This is a genomic window from Halomicrobium sp. HArcht1-1 (assembly GCF_058933285.1).
In genome coordinates, this window is sequence record NZ_JBZYDL010000001.1 from 1,568,461 (window position 1) to 1,584,409 (window position 15,949).

The 15,949-nt window shown below is 63.7% G+C and carries 11 protein-coding genes; 8 read left to right on the forward strand and 3 right to left on the reverse strand.

The window, feature by feature from the left end:
* Nucleotides 1-5: 5 nt before the first annotated feature.
* A complete protein-coding gene (locus AC5FRZ_RS08265) occupies nt 6-389 on the reverse strand; it encodes a DUF5820 family protein (protein ID WP_170094213.1) in 384 nt (127 codons plus the stop codon).
* A gap of 423 nt (nt 390-812) precedes the next feature.
* On the opposite strand from AC5FRZ_RS08265, the gene AC5FRZ_RS08270 reads away from it, so the two are divergent.
* Genes AC5FRZ_RS08270 through AC5FRZ_RS08285 form a run of 4 tightly spaced genes read left to right on the forward strand, consistent with a single transcriptional unit; the run spans nt 813 to nt 9,647 of the window.
* On the forward strand, nt 813-2,885 hold the full coding sequence (locus tag AC5FRZ_RS08270; protein WP_170094214.1) for a PrkA family serine protein kinase: 2,073 nt from the start codon (nt 813-815) through the stop codon (nt 2,883-2,885).
* Nucleotides 2,885-5,167, forward strand: coding sequence for a PrkA family serine protein kinase (locus AC5FRZ_RS08275; RefSeq protein ID WP_493564348.1), 2,283 nt, complete (start codon nt 2,885-2,887; stop codon nt 5,165-5,167). The genes AC5FRZ_RS08270 and AC5FRZ_RS08275 overlap by 1 nt, the downstream gene beginning before the upstream one ends.
* Nucleotides 5,158-6,474 carry a YeaH/YhbH family protein gene (locus tag AC5FRZ_RS08280; RefSeq protein WP_493564349.1) on the forward strand — a complete coding sequence of 439 codons (1,317 nt, stop codon included), beginning with the start codon at nt 5,158-5,160 and terminating at the stop codon, nt 6,472-6,474. Before AC5FRZ_RS08275 ends, AC5FRZ_RS08280 begins: the two co-directional genes overlap by 10 nt.
* Complete coding sequence (locus AC5FRZ_RS08285; RefSeq protein ID WP_493564350.1) at nt 6,471-9,647, forward strand: SpoVR family protein; 3,177 nt, start codon at nt 6,471-6,473, stop codon at nt 9,645-9,647. Before AC5FRZ_RS08280 ends, AC5FRZ_RS08285 begins: the two co-directional genes overlap by 4 nt.
* 80 nt (nt 9,648-9,727) lie before the next feature.
* On the opposite strand, the gene AC5FRZ_RS08290 is transcribed toward AC5FRZ_RS08285, so the two are convergent.
* The gene (locus AC5FRZ_RS08290; protein ID WP_153553363.1) at nt 9,728-9,946 is read right to left on the reverse strand and encodes a hypothetical protein; all 219 of its coding nucleotides are present in this window, start codon (nt 9,944-9,946) and stop codon (nt 9,728-9,730) included.
* Between the two features lie 172 nt (nt 9,947-10,118).
* On the opposite strand from AC5FRZ_RS08290, the gene AC5FRZ_RS08295 reads away from it, so the two are divergent.
* Together AC5FRZ_RS08295 and AC5FRZ_RS08300 are read left to right on the forward strand one after the other, a co-directional pair.
* A complete protein-coding gene (locus AC5FRZ_RS08295; protein WP_493564351.1) occupies nt 10,119-10,502 on the forward strand; it encodes a hypothetical protein in 384 nt (127 codons plus the stop codon).
* Between the two features lie 174 nt (nt 10,503-10,676).
* The gene (locus tag AC5FRZ_RS08300; RefSeq protein ID WP_493564352.1) at nt 10,677-12,128 is read left to right on the forward strand and encodes a DASH family cryptochrome; all 1,452 of its coding nucleotides are present in this window, start codon (nt 10,677-10,679) and stop codon (nt 12,126-12,128) included.
* Between the two features lie 184 nt (nt 12,129-12,312).
* On the opposite strand, the gene AC5FRZ_RS08305 is transcribed toward AC5FRZ_RS08300, so the two are convergent.
* Nucleotides 12,313-14,286: an AMP-dependent synthetase/ligase gene (locus AC5FRZ_RS08305; protein WP_493564353.1), complete on the reverse strand. Its 1,974-nt coding sequence runs from the start codon at nt 14,284-14,286 to the stop codon at nt 12,313-12,315.
* A gap of 176 nt (nt 14,287-14,462) precedes the next feature.
* On the opposite strand from AC5FRZ_RS08305, the gene AC5FRZ_RS08310 reads away from it, so the two are divergent.
* Together AC5FRZ_RS08310 and AC5FRZ_RS08315 are read left to right on the forward strand one after the other, a co-directional pair.
* The gene (locus tag AC5FRZ_RS08310; RefSeq protein WP_493564354.1) at nt 14,463-15,302 is read left to right on the forward strand and encodes an NOP5/NOP56 family protein; all 840 of its coding nucleotides are present in this window, start codon (nt 14,463-14,465) and stop codon (nt 15,300-15,302) included.
* Nucleotides 15,299-15,940 carry a fibrillarin-like rRNA/tRNA 2'-O-methyltransferase gene (locus tag AC5FRZ_RS08315; RefSeq protein WP_170094223.1) on the forward strand — a complete coding sequence of 214 codons (642 nt, stop codon included), beginning with the start codon at nt 15,299-15,301 and terminating at the stop codon, nt 15,938-15,940. The genes AC5FRZ_RS08310 and AC5FRZ_RS08315 overlap by 4 nt, the downstream gene beginning before the upstream one ends.
* Nucleotides 15,941-15,949 lie beyond the last annotated feature (9 nt).

A 15,949-nucleotide genomic window follows, 5' to 3' on the forward strand; every position in this document is an offset into this window, starting at 1 on the left:
GATGATCACTCGTCTGTCGGGCCGACCACTTCGTCGAGCGCCCGAAAGTACTCGTCGCGGGGCACCTGATACTCGTCTCTGTAGTCGATCCGGCCGGCGTCGAAGTCGTCTGCGAGCGACACTGCGGCGTCGATCGCCGCCGCCCGATCGTCGTACCGATCGGTGCCACAGTCGACGTCGGGTTCGAGGTACAGCGTGACGAACCAGTCGTGGCCGACGCGTTCGCCACCGGGGCGACGGCCCCGTTTGCCACGCGTCACGTAGATCGTCGGCAGACACGCCGCCGGCAACGACCCTCCGTCGAACACGTCCGGCCGGTACGCGAGCACGATCCGCCCTCGCTCCTCGTTCCAGCGTTCCCAGGCCGGGTTCAGCGCGTCGAGTCCCATGCTCGGTCGACGGCTGCCCCGGAGAAAGGTCCGACGATCGCTCGTCGGGTGACGAGCGTGGCGGTGATTCCCGAGCGTCCCAGACGACCCACGCGGGTCGACCTACTTACGTAATCGTACTTTCTCGATGACAAATATTGGAATTAATGGCGGCTCTGGTGGCGATCGAGACAAGGATTATATGTCTGTATCACCCATACGTTAAATAGTATCGGAAACGGTTCGATCAGCGATATGGTACCAATGCCCAGAACGGCGGTGTTCGTTTCGGCCATTGGTACGTATACACATGGCACGAAAAACCAACAGACGCCCGGACCGCCGGTCCGAGCGTTCCAGTACTGTTGACCCGAACGGTTCCCGAGACACCGGTTCCGGCACGGCTGACGGCGTCGTCAGCGTTCGACCACACGCTGTGATAGTATGACAGGCACCAAAGAATCACTCGAGGAGCTGAGCAGAGAGTACCAGGATTCCATTCCGGCGGATCTCCGGACGACTCACTCGTTCGACTGGTACCTCGACGAGCTGTACGACCACCCCACGATCGCTCGCAACGCCCACCAGCGCGTCGCCGACATGTTCGACTACTACGGCACCGAGTACGACGAAGATGCCGGCGTCGTCGAGTACAAGCTCGCCTCCGAAGACCCGATCAACGACGGCGAGAACACCTTCTACGGACGTGTCGTCCACGAGGCGATGCACGAGTTCGTCAACAAGGTCAAGTCGGGGGCACGCGGGCTGGGGCCAGAGAAGCGCATCAAGCTGTTGCTGGGACCGGTCGGCTCCGGAAAGTCCGACTTCGACCGACAGATCCGACGGTACTTCGAGGACTACACGCTCCGGGACGACGGCCGGATGTACACGTTCCGGTGGACGAACCTCTGTGACGTGATCGACGATCAGGACCCGGCCGACGACGTGGTCCGATCGCCGATGAACCAGGACCCGATCGTCCTGCTGCCACAGAAACAGCGCGACCGCGTCATCGAGGACATCAACGAGGAGCTGGACGCTCCCTACACGATCCGCAACGAGCAGTCGCTCGATCCGGCCAGCGAGTTCTACATGGATCGGTTGCTCGCCCACTACGACGACGACCTCGAATCGGTCCTGGACAACCACGTCGAGATCGTCCGCTTCATCGCCGACGAGAACCAGCGCCAGGGGATCGAGACGTTCGAACCCAAGGACAAGAAAAACCAGGACGAGACCGAGCTGACCGGCGACGTGAACTACTCGAAGATCGCGATCTACGGCGAGAGCGACCCGCGGGCCTTCGACTACTCCGGGGCGTTCTGCAACGCCAACCGCGGTATCTTCTCCGGCGAGGAGCTGTTGAAGCTCCAGCGAGAGTTCCTCTATGACTTCCTGCACGCGACCCAGGAACAGACGATCAAGCCAAAGAACAACCCTCGCATCGACATCGACCAGGTGATCGTCGGCCGGACGAACATGCCCGAGTACCGGGACAAGAAGGGCGACGAGAAGATGGAGGCGTTCAACGACCGGACCAAGCGCATCGACTTCCCGTACGTGCTGGGCTACGAGGACGAGGCAAGGATCTACCGGAAGATGCTGCGCAACGCCGACCTACCGGACATCCAGGTCGAACCCCACACCCTGGAGATGGCCGGTCTGTTCGGTGTCCTCACCCGGATCGAGGAACCGGACTCAGAGACCGTCGACATGCTCCAGAAGGCCAAAGCCTACAACGGCGAGATCGGCGAGGCCGAGGACGTGGACGTGAAGAAACTGCGCGAGGAGGCCGCCGAGACGGCCGACATCGGCGAGGGGATGGACGGTGTCTCGCCGCGGTTCATCGGCGACGAGATCGCCGAGGCGATCATGGATTCGATGCACCGCAGCCGGCAGTTCCTCTCGCCGCTGACGACGTTCAATCACCTCGAAGGAAATCTGGAGAACCACGGATCGATCCCCGAAGAGGAGTTCTCGACGTACTACCGCTACCTCGAACTCGTCCGCGAGGAGTACAAGCAGCGAGCGATCGAGGACGTGCGCCACGCGCTGGCCTACGACGTCGACGAGATCCAGCGCCAGGGCGAGAAGTACATGGATCACGTCATGGCCTACATCGACGACGACACCGTCGAGGACGATCTCACCGGCCGCGAGCAAGAGCCAGACGAGCAGTTCCTGCGCGGCGTCGAGGAGAAACTCGACCTGCCGGAAGACCGCAAGGACGACTTCCGCCAGGAGGTGAGCAACTGGGTCTCGCGGCGCGCACGCGAAGGGGATACGTTCAACCCCCAGGACAACGACCGCCTGCGTCGCGCCCTGGAACGCAAGCTCTGGGAGGACAAGAAACACAACATCAACTTCTCCGCGCTGGTCTCCAGCGGCGAGATGGACGACGACGAGCGCAACGAGTGGATCGACGCGCTGATCGAGCAGGGCTACTCCGAGGAAGGGGCCAAGGAGGTGCTGGAGTTCGCCGGTGCGGAGGTCGCCAAAAGCGAGATGGAAGAGTAATGAGCGGCGAGGACTTCATCGGTCGGGCGAACGAGGCACTCGACAGCACCTACGAGGAGCCCGTGAGCCTCGCGGCCTTCCTCGATCGACTGTTCGAGCGGCCCGCGCTGGCCTCCCACGCCTCGAAGTACCTGCTCGACGCTATCGAGGACGCCGGCACCCGAACCGTCATCGAAGAGGGCGAGCGAAAGGACCGCTATCGGTTCTTCGACGATCCCCACAACGACGGCGAGCACGCCATCCTGGGCAACACCGAGGTGTTGAACAAGCTCGTCGACGACCTGCGATCGATCGCGGCGGGCCGGGGCAAAGACGAGAAGATCATCTGGCTCGAAGGCCCGACGGCCACCGGGAAATCGGAGCTCAAACGCTGTCTCATCAACGGGCTCCGCGAGTACTCCCGAACCGACGAGGGGCGGCGCTACACCGTCGAGTGGAACGTCGCCGGAGCCGGCGGGAGCGACCGGACGCTCACCTACAGCGACGACCCCGTGGCCGACGAGGACGACTGGTACGAGAGCCCGGTCCAGGTCAATCCGCTCACAGTGTTCCCACAGGACGTGCGTCGCGATCTCCTCGCGGCGCTGAACGAGCGCCTCGACGACCACGTCACGCTGCGCTCGGAGGGCGACCTCGATCCGTTCTCGCGAGAGGCCTACGAGTTCCTCGAAGAGCAGTATCGCCGCGAGGGGGTCGAGGACCTCTTCTCTGCGGTCACGAGCCCGGAACATCTCCGGGTGAAGAACTTCGTCGTCGACGTGGGCGACGGCATCGGCGTCCTCCACTCCGAAGACGAGGGCTCGCCCAAGGAGCGACTCGTCGGCTCGTGGATGCACGGAATGCTGCGAGAACTGGACTCTCGCGGGCGCAAGAACCCGCAGGCGTTCTCCTACGACGGCGTGCTCTCGCAGGGCAACGGCCTGCTGACGATCGTCGAGGACGCGGCCCAGCACGCCGACCTGCTCCAGAAGCTGCTGAACGTCCCCGACGAGGGCCACGTCAAGCTGGACAAGGGAATCGGGATGGACATCGACACGCAGCTGATCATCATCTCGAACCCCGACCTCGAAGCCCAGCTCAATCAGCACGCCGACCGCGAGGGACAGGACCCGCTGAAGGCACTCAAGCGCCGCCTCGACAAACACGAGTTCACGTACCTGACGAACCTCTCGCTGGAGGCAGAGCTCCTCCGTCGCGAACTCACCAACGAGACGACGGTGTGGCAGGCCGACTCCTGGGAGGAACTGGAGACGTGGATCCAGGAACCACTCACGGTCGCCGTCCGGGACAGTGCGAACGACGTGACCGACGTGGAGCTGGCTCCCCACACCCTCGAAGCGGCGGCGATGTACGCGATCGTCTCCAGACTCGACGCGACGGACCTGCCGGGCGGACTCGACCTCGTCGACAAGGCGTTGCTGTTCGACCGTGGCTACCTCCGGGAGGGCGACGACCGGATCGCGGCCGAGGAGTTCGACTTCTCCGACGCCGCCGCCGACGGTGAGGGCGGGATCCCCGTGACGTTCACGCGGGACGTGATCGCGGACCTGCTGCACGAACCACAGGACCGCCACCACGCCGAGTTACCGGTCGAACGGGTTCTCATGCCGCGAGACGTGCTCAACCGGATGGCCGAACAGCTCGACAGCGCACCGGTGTTCTCGCCGACCGAGGCCAGCGAGTTCGAGGAGCGCGTGGTGCCGGTCAAGAACCACGTCTTCGCCGAGCAAGAACGGGACGTGCTCGACGCGATCATGCGAGACAAGCGCGTCGACGAGTCGACCGTCGAGGAGTACGTCGAACACGTCTACGCCTGGGAGTCCGACGAGCAAATCGAGAACGAACGCGGCGAGTACGAGGAGCCGGACCCGCTGAAGATGAAGGTATTCGAGATCGAACACCTCGGCCGCTTCGCGGAGGACAACTACGACGGCAACGAGCCCGACGACGCCGTCAGGTCGTTCCGGACCGAGAAGATCATCACGGCGCTGAACCGCCACGCCTGGCAGTCCCGTGACGAGACGTTCCGCGTCGGCGACGTGAACCCCAAGGAGATCCCCGTCGTCCAGACGGTGCTCGGGAGCCACGACTGGGCCGACGTACGGCGGGCCTACGAGGACTTCGACCCGCGCCAGTGGGACAACCCACCGAGCGGGACCGAGACGGCCGATCTGAAGGAGACGACGATCGAGAACATGCGCGATCTCTTCGACTACAGCGCGGCGTCGGCGGAGCTGACGAGTCGCCACGTCATGAGCCAGGTGAGTTACAAATGGGACTGAGAGACGACCTCGAACGGTACCGCGAAGTCGGCGAGCAACGCCGGCAGGACCTCGCCGAGTTCATCCAGTACGGCGACCTCGGCCAGAGCCGCCAGGACTCGGTGAAGATCCCGATCAAGATCGTCGATCTCCCCGAGTTCGAGTACGACCAGCGAGACATGGGCGGCGTCGGTCAGGGCCAGGACGGCCAGCCCCAGCCCGGTGATCCGGTAGGCCAGCCCCAGCCAGACGACGACGGCGACGAGGACGGCGAGCCCGGCGAGGACGGCGGCGACCACGAGTACTACGAGATGGATCCCGAGGAGTTCGCCCAGGAACTGGACGAGCAACTCGGACTCGATCTCGAACCGAAGGGCAAGCAGGTGATCGAGGAGGTCGAGGGCGACTTCACCGACATCACCAGGTCTGGCCCCTCCTCGACGCTGGACTTCGAGCGGCTGTTCAAACAGGGGCTCAAGCGAAAGCTCGCGATGGACTTCGACGAGGCGTTCGTCCGCGAGGCGCTGAAAGTCGACGGCTGGGGGCCGGCGACCGTCTTCGAGTGGGCCCGCGAGCAACACATCCCCGTCTCGAAGGCCTGGATCGAGGAGGCCTACGCCGAGTTGCCGGCCGACGAGAAGACGGTCTGGGACAGCATCGACGAGATGACCGACGCGGTCGACCGGGAGAGTACCGCCAACCGGATCCGACGGGAGGGCGTCGACCAGATCCCGTTCCGGCGGGAAGACGAGCGATACCGCTACCCGGAGATCGAGGAGGAGCGCGAGAAGAACGTCGTCGTCGTCAACATCCGGGACGTGTCCGGGTCGATGCGCCAGAAGAAACGAGAACTGGTCGAGCGGACCTTCACGCCGCTGGACTGGTACCTCCAGGGCAAGTACGACCACGCCGAGTTCGTCTACATCGCCCACGACGCCGACGCCTGGGAGGTCGATCGCGACGAGTTCTTCGGCATCCGCTCTGGCGGCGGCACTCGCATCTCCAGCGCCTACGAGGTCGCCTTGCAGCGCCTCGAAGAGGAGTACCCCTGGAGCGACTGGAATCGCTACGTGTTCGCAGCCGGCGACTCCGAGAACTCCTCGAACGACACCGAGGAACACGTCATCCCACTGATGGAGGAGATCCCGGCGAACCTCCACGCCTACGTCGAGACCCAGCCGTCGGGCAACGCGATCAACGCGACCCACGCCGAGGAAGTGGAGCGTCACTTCCGCGGGACCGACGACGTGGCCGTAGCCTACGTCTCCAGCCCGGAGGACGTGACCGACGCGATCTACGAGATCCTGAGTACGGAGGACGAATCATGAGTACCGACGACCACATCCGCAAACAGCGCGTCGCCGCCGAACTCGAAACGTCAGTCGACGAGGCGGCGAATCTGGCGAAGAAACTCGGTTTGACCCCCTACCCCGTCAACTACTGGATCGTCGACTACGACGAGATGAACGAGCTGATCGCCTACGGGGGGTTCCAGCAGCGGTACCCACACTGGCGGTGGGGAATGGCCTACGACCGCCAGCAAAAGCAGGGGCAGTTCCTCGGCGGGAAGGCCTTCGAGATCGTCAACAACGACAACCCTGCCCACGCCTTCCTCCAGGAGTCCAACGAGCTGGCCGACCAGAAGGCCGTCATCACCCACGTCGAGGCGCACGCCGACTTCTTCGCGAACAACGACTGGTTCGGACTGTTCGCAGACGATCCCGAGGCCGCGGCGATGCTGGGACGCCACGCCGAGACGATCGAGGAGTACATGCAAGACCCCGAGATCGACCGCGCCGAGGTCGAGAAGTGGATCGACCACGTCCTCTGTCTGGAAGACAACATCGACCAGCACCAGCCCTACGCGCCCGTCGACGGCGAGGACCGGCCCGACGAGGAGGATCTGGCGGAAGTGGCCGATCAGCTCGGCGATCTCGAACTCTCCGAGGAAGTCCGTCGCCAGGTCTTCACCGAGGAGTGGCTCGACGCCCAGCGCGAGGACGACGAGCCGATCACGTTCCCCGAAGAGCCACAGAAAGACGTTCTCGCGTTCCTCCAGACCCACGGGATGCAGTACGACGCCGACGGCGAGAAGGCCGTCGAGATGGCTGACTGGCAGTCGGACGTACTGGAGATGCTCCGCCGGGAGGCCTACTACTTCGCTCCCCAGAAGATGACGAAGGTGATGAACGAGGGATGGGCCTGTGTCGCTCCCGACACGCCGGTCTTCACCGCAGACGGAATCCTCCCAATGGAAGACGTTGTCGACGATCACACCCACGTGTCCGACGGGAACGAAGTGCGTGAGGTCTACGACTCGAACGTGATCCCCGAGCACGACGTGATCTCGATCGAAACACGTCGCGGGTTCGAACTGACCGGCTCGAATAACCATCGCATCCGTCAGCCGGATGGTGATTGGATCCAGCTCGACGAACTCTCTCCAGGCGACAAAATTGCCGTCAGCGGCGGCGAAGATCTCTGGGCTGACGAGCGAGAAGCCGTGACATGGGATCCACGTGAGTATACGACCCTCGACGATGTTGCCCAAGAGGCCGGTGTCTCCGTCTGGACCGTAATCCGATATCGGGAGACGGGACGGGCACAACGGGCCGACGCGATCGAAGCTGCGCTGTCGGAGTACGACGCATCGAATCCCGGTCTGTCGCAACGCGACCCGATCAGAGTTCCCAACGAGGTCACAGCGCAGTTCGGTCGATTCCTCGGGCTCCTGATCGGCGACGGCCACGTCCCGTCCAACTCCCGGCATATCGGATTCACGTCTGGCGACGAGGGTCGTGCAGAGGAGTTTGCCGGGCTGGTCTCGGAACTGTTCGGCCATCGGTCGACTGTCGATCGAGACGGATCGCGGTGGCGTGTCTATGCGTACTCGAAGCACCTCCGAGAGTTACTAATCGAGGAGTTCGAGCTCCCGACGGGGGAGGCGGCCAGCGAAAAGACCGTCCCCGATCAGATTCTCCGGTCACCACGCCAGGTCGTCGCGGCATTCCTGAGCGGACTCTTCGACGCCGACGGCTATGCTGGCGATCAGGGAGTGATCCTCTCGACCGCCAGTGAGGAGCTATCGAAGACTGTTCAGCTCTTGCTCTCGAACTTCGGGATCCTGAGCCGGCGTCGTGAACAGGCCGACGGCTGCTATCACGTGCATCTGACCGGGAAGTCTGCCGATATCTTCGCAGAAGAGATCGGATTCGGATACGAGGAGAAGTCGATAGCGCTCGCGACGTACCTCGACGAACTTGCCTGGTTCGAGTCCGAATCGTGGACTGACGAGATCGTCGCGATCGAGGAGGCGACCGGTGATGTCTACGATATCTCGGTTCGCGAAACGCACCGCTACGCTGCCGGCGGCTTCGTCAATCACAACTCCTACTGGGAATCTACTATGATGGCGGGCGAGCAGTTCGCCAGCGCCGACGAGTTCGTCCTCTACGCCGACCACATGTCGAAAGTCCTCGGGTCGGGCGGGCTCAACCCCTACAAGCTCGGCCTCGAACTGTGGACGTACCTCGAAAACAGCGAGAACCGTCGGGAAGTCGTCGAGCGACTGCTCCGCGTCGAGGACGTGACCTGGCGGAACTTCCACGACGTGATCGACTTCGAGCGGGTACAGAACTTGATCGCGCCCGATCCGGCAGTGACCGACGTGCCCGCCAGCCTCGACGACCTCGATCCCGACGATCCGCGAGTCGACGCCGACGCGCTCGCTCGCGCCCGCGACGGCGAGATCGACGTCGAGACCTATCCGTGGAAGGTCCTGACCGAAGCGGGGATGGCCGAACGCCACTACTCGCTGGTCAAGCCACAGTACCGCGGGTTCGTCTCGCGCATCAGCCAGTCTGAGCTGGAGCGCATCTCGCGGTACATGTTCGACGACGCCCGGCACGAGAGCGTGGCCGACGCCCTCGCGGACGTCGACTACGCTCGGGGCTGGGAGCGGATGCGCGAGGTTCGCGAGAGCCACAACGACGTGACCTTCCTCGACGAGTTCCTCACCCAGGAGTTCGTCGACGAACACGACTACTTCACCTACGAGTACACCCACTCCTCGGGTGACTTCCGTGCGACCTCGACGGCCGCCGAAGACGTGAAAAAGAAGCTGATGTTGCAGTTCACCAACTTCGGCAAGCCGACGATCACCGTCGCCGACGGCAACTACCGCAACCGCAACGAACTCCTCTTGACCCACCAGTACAACGGCGTCGTACTGGACCTCGAACAGGCCACGGAGACGCTGAAACGCGTCTTCGAACTCTGGGGACGGCCGGTCAATCTCCTGACCATCGACAAGGAGTTCGACGAACACGACGTGGAGGTCGCGCGGCGACGCGACCAGGAACCCGAGCCCGAGGAGGTCGGCAAGCGCCTGCGGTACGACGGCGAGGAGGTCACGATGCAGGAGGTCGACTGGTCCGAGGTCGAACACCTGGACGCCGACGACATCGACTACGACACCAAGCCCGAGGAGTGGCTGTCGTAGCCGGTAAATCACTATCCAGTAAAAAGGATTTTCTGGACCCGACCAATACCGTCTTTACTGCAGGGTTTTCGTGGAGAAATCTATTCAACTTCAATCTCGTCAGTATCTTCGACCTCGAAGCTGGCCTCACTCGTTTCATCAGCGCTCGCACCACCAGTTGAGAGTCCAAGGCAGATAGCAGTAGCCGCAATACCCTTAACCAAACTCCTTCGTTTGAGCTTGCTATCGTTCTCAGAGCGAACTTCGGTCATTGACTCCCATGCTTCGACATATCCTCCCGCATCAACGTTCTCGCCCACTTTTTCAGTAGTCTTCTATATCTAATTTTTCGTTTTCTAGAATCATATTATATCTATTCTTGACTGCTATTAGGATCTTTGGGCAAAGAATACACTACGTATACTTTTCAAATTCTTTTAATCATTAGCCTCCTAATCTCCCGTACGTCGTGATGGAGTAATTCATACAAAGATGACTGCACCCTCAAGAATTAACGAACATACGGAATATCCTCATTATATCAAATACATATTAGCTGGGCTTGCCCTCGTGCTGTTGATGAGTGGTGGTTATACGGTCTACCAGTCACAAACTGTGGAAGGAATCGTGCGTATCGGGGTTGGGATGTTCGTCGCTTTTCTATCTGTTTCATATTCAAACAGCACCCCCCAATCCGAAAGTGACGAACCAGCGACTGATATAGCGGCAGCACAAGCCTTCTGGCTATTGATTACGCTGGTCGTATTACAGTCGATCTTCCAACTTGTGCCAACAGACATAGCAATGACGGTTCTCGGCATTGTTGGCGTCGGATTATTCGCTGCCATTTGGATATTCTACCAATATCTGGACTAACACCCTAATCAGGGGTCATTCGCAACGAGGCTAATTCACAAATCAAACGGATCGGATGCTTAGACGATGACAACAAACCCGACGAATGGGCCATCTCACCACGTACGTTTCAGATAGCCCACACCTACGCTGTTGTGTTCGTGATACTTCCCCTGGGAGTCCGTCTATCTTTCCATGAGCACCGTTCTCGTCTGGTTCCGCCGTGATCTACGCTGTCACGACAACGCGACGCTGCGACGCGCCGTCGCCGAGGCCGACACCGTCGTGCCGCTGTACTGTCTCCCGGACCGACTGACCGGCGAGGGGATGTTCGGGCTCGACAAGGTCGGCCCCCATCGGGCGCAGTTCCTGATCGAGAGCCTCGCGGACCTGCGCGAGTCGTTACGAGACCGGGACGGCGAACTGTACGTTCGCAGCGGTGACCCCGGAACGGTCGTCCCCGAGGCCGCCGCGGAGTTCGACGCCGACGCGGTCTACTGGCAGGCGCTCCCGGGTCCCGAAGAGCGGGACGAAGCGGGCAGCGTTCGGGCGGGGCTGGCCGACGCCGGGATCGGCTTCGAGACGTTCTGGACGCACACGCTGTACCACCGCGAGGACCTCCCCAGGCCGCCCGACGAGATCGAGGACACCTTCACGCCGTGGAAGGACCGAACCGAAGCGAAGGCGACCGTCCGACCGCCCAAACCGGCCCCGGAGTGGGTACACGCCCCCGACGGGGGCCGTCGCGCCACCAGCGGTGCCGACGACCTCCCCACGCTCGCGGAGTTCGGCTTCGACGAGGACGAGGCGGCCGTCGACGACCGCGGCGTCCTCGACTGGACCGGCGGCGAGACGGCGGGGCTGGATCGCGTCGCGACGTACGTCTGGGAGCGCGACTGCCTGCGGGAGTACCGCGAGACGCGCAACGGCCTCGTGGGTGCCGACTACTCCTCGAAGTTCTCGCCGTGGCTCTCCTTTGGCTGTCTCTCGCCACGCCGGCTCCACCGAGAGGTCGAGCAGTACGAGACCGATCGAGTGGCCAACGACTCGACGTACTGGCTCGTCTTCGAACTGACCTGGCGGGACTTCTTCCAGTACCAGCTCGCGAAGTACGGCGCGAAGTGGTTCCAGCCCGGCGGCATCCGCGAGCGGGACGACATTCGGTGGCGGCGCGACCGAGAGCAGTTCGAGCGCTGGGCGCGTGGCGAGACGGGGATTCCGTTCGTCGACGCCAACATGCGCGAACTGAACGCGACGGGCTACATGAGCAATCGCGGTCGCCAGAACGTCGCCTCGTTTCTCGCGAACAACCTCCGGATCGACTGGCGGCTCGGGGCGGCCTACTTCGAGTCGCGGCTGGTCGACTACGACGTGGCCTCGAACTGGTGTAACTGGGCGTACCAGTCACAGGTCGGCAACGACTCGCGAGACAACTACTTCGAGATCGTCGGGCAGGCGACACACTACGACCCCGAGGGGGCGTACGTCACTCGCTGGTGTCCAGCACTGTCGGCACTCCCGCCGGAGTACGTCCACGAGCCTTGGACGATGAGCGAGCGCGAGCAGGCCCACCACGGCGTCGAACTGGGGATCGACTACCCCGCGCCGATGATCGACCTCGAAGCGTCGTACGAGAAGCTCCGGTGACGGCCGCCGTCGAGCCCGCTCGAACCGACAGTGTCGAACGGATCGTCGTCGCTCCTGACCGGATCAACTGCCCCAATCGTGCGACCGACCGGGCAAACGGCGACACTCCTCGGTCTCATACTGCCGGCTGTACCTTCGCCACCCCGGGGTGGCGAAATCGGTCACAGATGTACAGCCGGTCGTCTCAGTCGTCCATCGTGACGGGCTCTTCGTAGATCTCCGAGAGGCGATCCTCGAAGGCCTTCCTGATGTTGCGGCGCTTCTTCTTCATCGACGGCGTCAGGAGGTCGTTCTCTGCAGTCCACTCTCTGGGTACCAGCACGAACTTCTTGATCGTCTCGACTTTCTCTAAGTCCTCGTTGACCTCGTCGACGGCCTCCTGGATCCACTCGTGGACGCGGTCGTCGTCACACATCTCGGCCTCGCTGTCGGGCAGGTCGATCCCCTCGCGGTCGGCCCACCGACGCAACTGCTCGAAGTTCGGGACGAACATCGCCGCGACGAACTTCTGGTCGTCGCCGACGACCATCGCCTGTGCGACGCGGTCGCTGGTCGAGAAGGCGTCCTCGATCGGCTGGGGAGCGACGTTCTTGCCCGTCGAGAGGACGATCACCTCCTTGAGCCGGTCGTGGTAGATCAGGAAGTCGTCCTCGGTCTGCTCGACGATGTCGCCGGTGTGGAACCAGCCGTCGGGCTCGAAAGACTGGGCGGTCTCTTTCTCTCGGTTCCAGTAGCCGTCGGCGACGTTCGGTCCCCGAACCAGCAACTCGCCCACGTCTCGGCTGGTCTCGAAGTCGTCCTGATCGACGACGTGGGTGTCGAGCTTGACTTCCTCGTCGACGACGGGAACGCCCATCGTCCCCGGTCGCACGTCTTCGGGCGGGTTGACGCTGACGACCGGGGCGGTCTCGGTGAGACCGTACCCCTCGACGATCGTGAGGTCCATCCCGAGGAACGTCTCGCACAGCTCCTTCGAGAGGCTGCCGCCGCCACTGACCATGAACTCGATGTTGCCCCCGAGGTTCTCCTTGAGCTGGCTGTAGACAAGTCGGTCGCTGATGCCGTGTTTCAGGCGCAAGAGCGGCCCGGGATCGTCGGTCCGGGCCCACTCTCTGGCCACGTCGGTCGACCACTCGAAGATGCGCTCTTTGATCGGCGACTCGCTGGCCTGATCGCGCATCCGGTCGAAGATCCGCTCGTAGACGCGGGGGACGCTCGCACCGGTGTCGGGCCTGATCAGCTTGATGTCGTCGGCGAGCGTGTCGGGGTCCTCGACGTAGCCGACCGTCGCACCCGCGGCGAACATCACGAAGTGGCCGGCGAGCCGTTCGAAGACGTGTGCGAGCGGCAGGAAGGAGATCGAAGTGGTGCCCGGTGAGAGCGTCGGATGGTCCGGGTCCTTGTCGGGGCGGGGGGCGAGTCGCTTGTACACCTGGTTGACGTTCGAGCGGAAGTTTCTGTGGGTGAGCTTGACGCCCTTCGGCTGGCCGGTCGTCCCGGACGTGTAGATGAGGCTCGCGAGGTCCGACGGAGAGCGCTCTTCGAGCCAGGACTGGTAGCGGGCGTCGTCGTAGGCCTCGGCACCGATCTCGTGGAGCTCGCCCAGCGTGTACACGTCGTCGCGGTCGGTGTCGTACTCGTCGATGGTGACGATAAAGGAGAGGTCGAGTCGGTCTTCGACTTCGAGGAGCCGATCGAGCAGCGCCTCGTTCTCGACGACGACGGCGTCTGCGCCGGGATCGCTCAGGAGGTACTTGACCTGACGTGGGGAGGACTCGGTGTAGACCGTCGTGACGATGCCGCCGGCCGCCAGTGCCGCGAAGTCGGACAGCGCCCACTCCATACGCGTACTGGAAAAGAGGCCCACGCGCGTGTCGTGGTCGACGCCGAGTTCGCGAAAGCCCGCCGTGAGGTTGTGGACCATCGACTGCATCTCGTCGTAGGTGATCGAGGCGTACTCTCCGTCCGGAGCAGCCGGCATCACTGTGGGTGTCAGCGAGCGGTCGTAGGTGCCGCCCTTGTACAACTGGGCGGCCCTGTCCGAGTTTCGCTGTGCGGTGGCCTCGAACAGCTCCGGGATCGTCGTGTCGGCGACGACCTCGTCCGAGTACTCTCGCTCCGCTTCACGCCACGACGGCACCGTTCTTGACCCAGCCATGAGACACAAATACACGGTCGACCGTGATATAAATAGGGGCGTATAACTGCCTCAGCGTTCCCGCTCGTTCCCGTTGTTCGGCGTTTACTGTCGCCTCTCCGAAAGGCCCAGCTGCTCGCCCGCGATCGACGGGACCGACCGCGCCTTTTAACGCGGCGGCCCTGCAAACACGCTTCATGACTGACGGGTGGTTCGCCGGGCTCGATCCCGACGACGACGAGGCAGCGGTCGCCGCGATCCGCGAGGATAGCGCCGACGAACCGGCCGAGTGGCCGCGGCTGGCCGTCGACGCTGGATTCGCCGAGGACACCGACGAGTACTACGACCGCCTGCGCGCCGCGACGACGGCGGCCGCGGAGCAGGCCGTCCAGGAGCGAGAGGGTGCCGACGACCGCCAGCTCGTCCACGCCGTGCGGTCGATGGCCGACTGCGAACGGACGGCAAACGAGCTGGCAGAGCGGGTCGCCGAGTGGGGCGAGAGCCGCTCGGCCGACGCTGGCAGTGGCGTCGAGTACGCCCGCGAGCTGGCCCGGGGAGACCCCGCAGATCCGGCCGGTGAGAGGGTGCAGTCGCTCGCCCAGCGGGTGGTCGATCTCGACGAGGAAGCCGACCGTCTCAGAGCGTACATCGACCGGACGGCTCCCGAGGTCGCGCCGAACCTGGCGGCACTGGCCGGGCCCGTCCTGGCCGCTCGGCTCGTCTCGCTGGCCGGCGGGCTCGAATCGCTCGCGAAAAAGCCCAGTGGGACGGTGCAGGTCCTGGGTGCCGAAGACGCGCTGTTCGCGCACCTCCGTGGGTCGGCCCCCTCGCCGAAACACGGGATCATCTTCACTCACGAGGCGGTTCGGGGGACCCACCCGGACCACCGCGGGTCGGCCGCTCGCGCGCTCGCGGGCAAGCTCACCATCGCCGCACGGATCGACCACTACAGCGGCGACCTGCGCCCGTCCCTCCAGGCGGAACTCGACGAGCGCATCGAGACGATCCAGTCCCGAACGGGAGGTGACGGGGCGTGACGCTCCCGGACGGCGTCGAGCGCCACGACTTCGACGGCGAGACGGGACTGGCGACGCGGGGCGAGCCGGTGTACGGCGAGGCGACCGACGGTGCGTGGCGACGGTGGGACCCCGACCGCTCGAAGCTCGGGGCGATGCTCGCACTCGGGATGGAGACCGGTCTGACCGGCGGCGAGACGGTGCTCTACCTCGGTGCCGCTGCCGGCACGACCGTCAGCCACGTCGCGGACTTCGCCGGACCGACCTACGCCGTCGAGTTCGCGCCACGGCCGGTCAGGGATCTGCTCGACGCGGCGGCACCGCGACCGAACCTCTTCCCGCTGCTGAAAGACGCTCGCGAGCCGGATTCCTACGCCCACGTCGTCGAACCGGTCGACGTGCTCGTCCAGGACGTGGCGACGCGCGGCCAGGCACTCGTCGCCAACCGCAACGCACGCTTCCTCCGCCCGGACGGACGGCTCTTGCTGTCGATCAAAGCTCGCAGCGAGGACGTGACCGCCGATCCAGCGGCCGTCTTCGAGGACGTACTGGGGACGCTCGAAGAGTGCTACGAGATCGAGGCCAGCGAGTCGCTGACACCGCACCACGACGATCACCTCGGCGTCGTCGCCCGCCCTCGGCGTGACGGAACGTTTTAACGCCCGGCA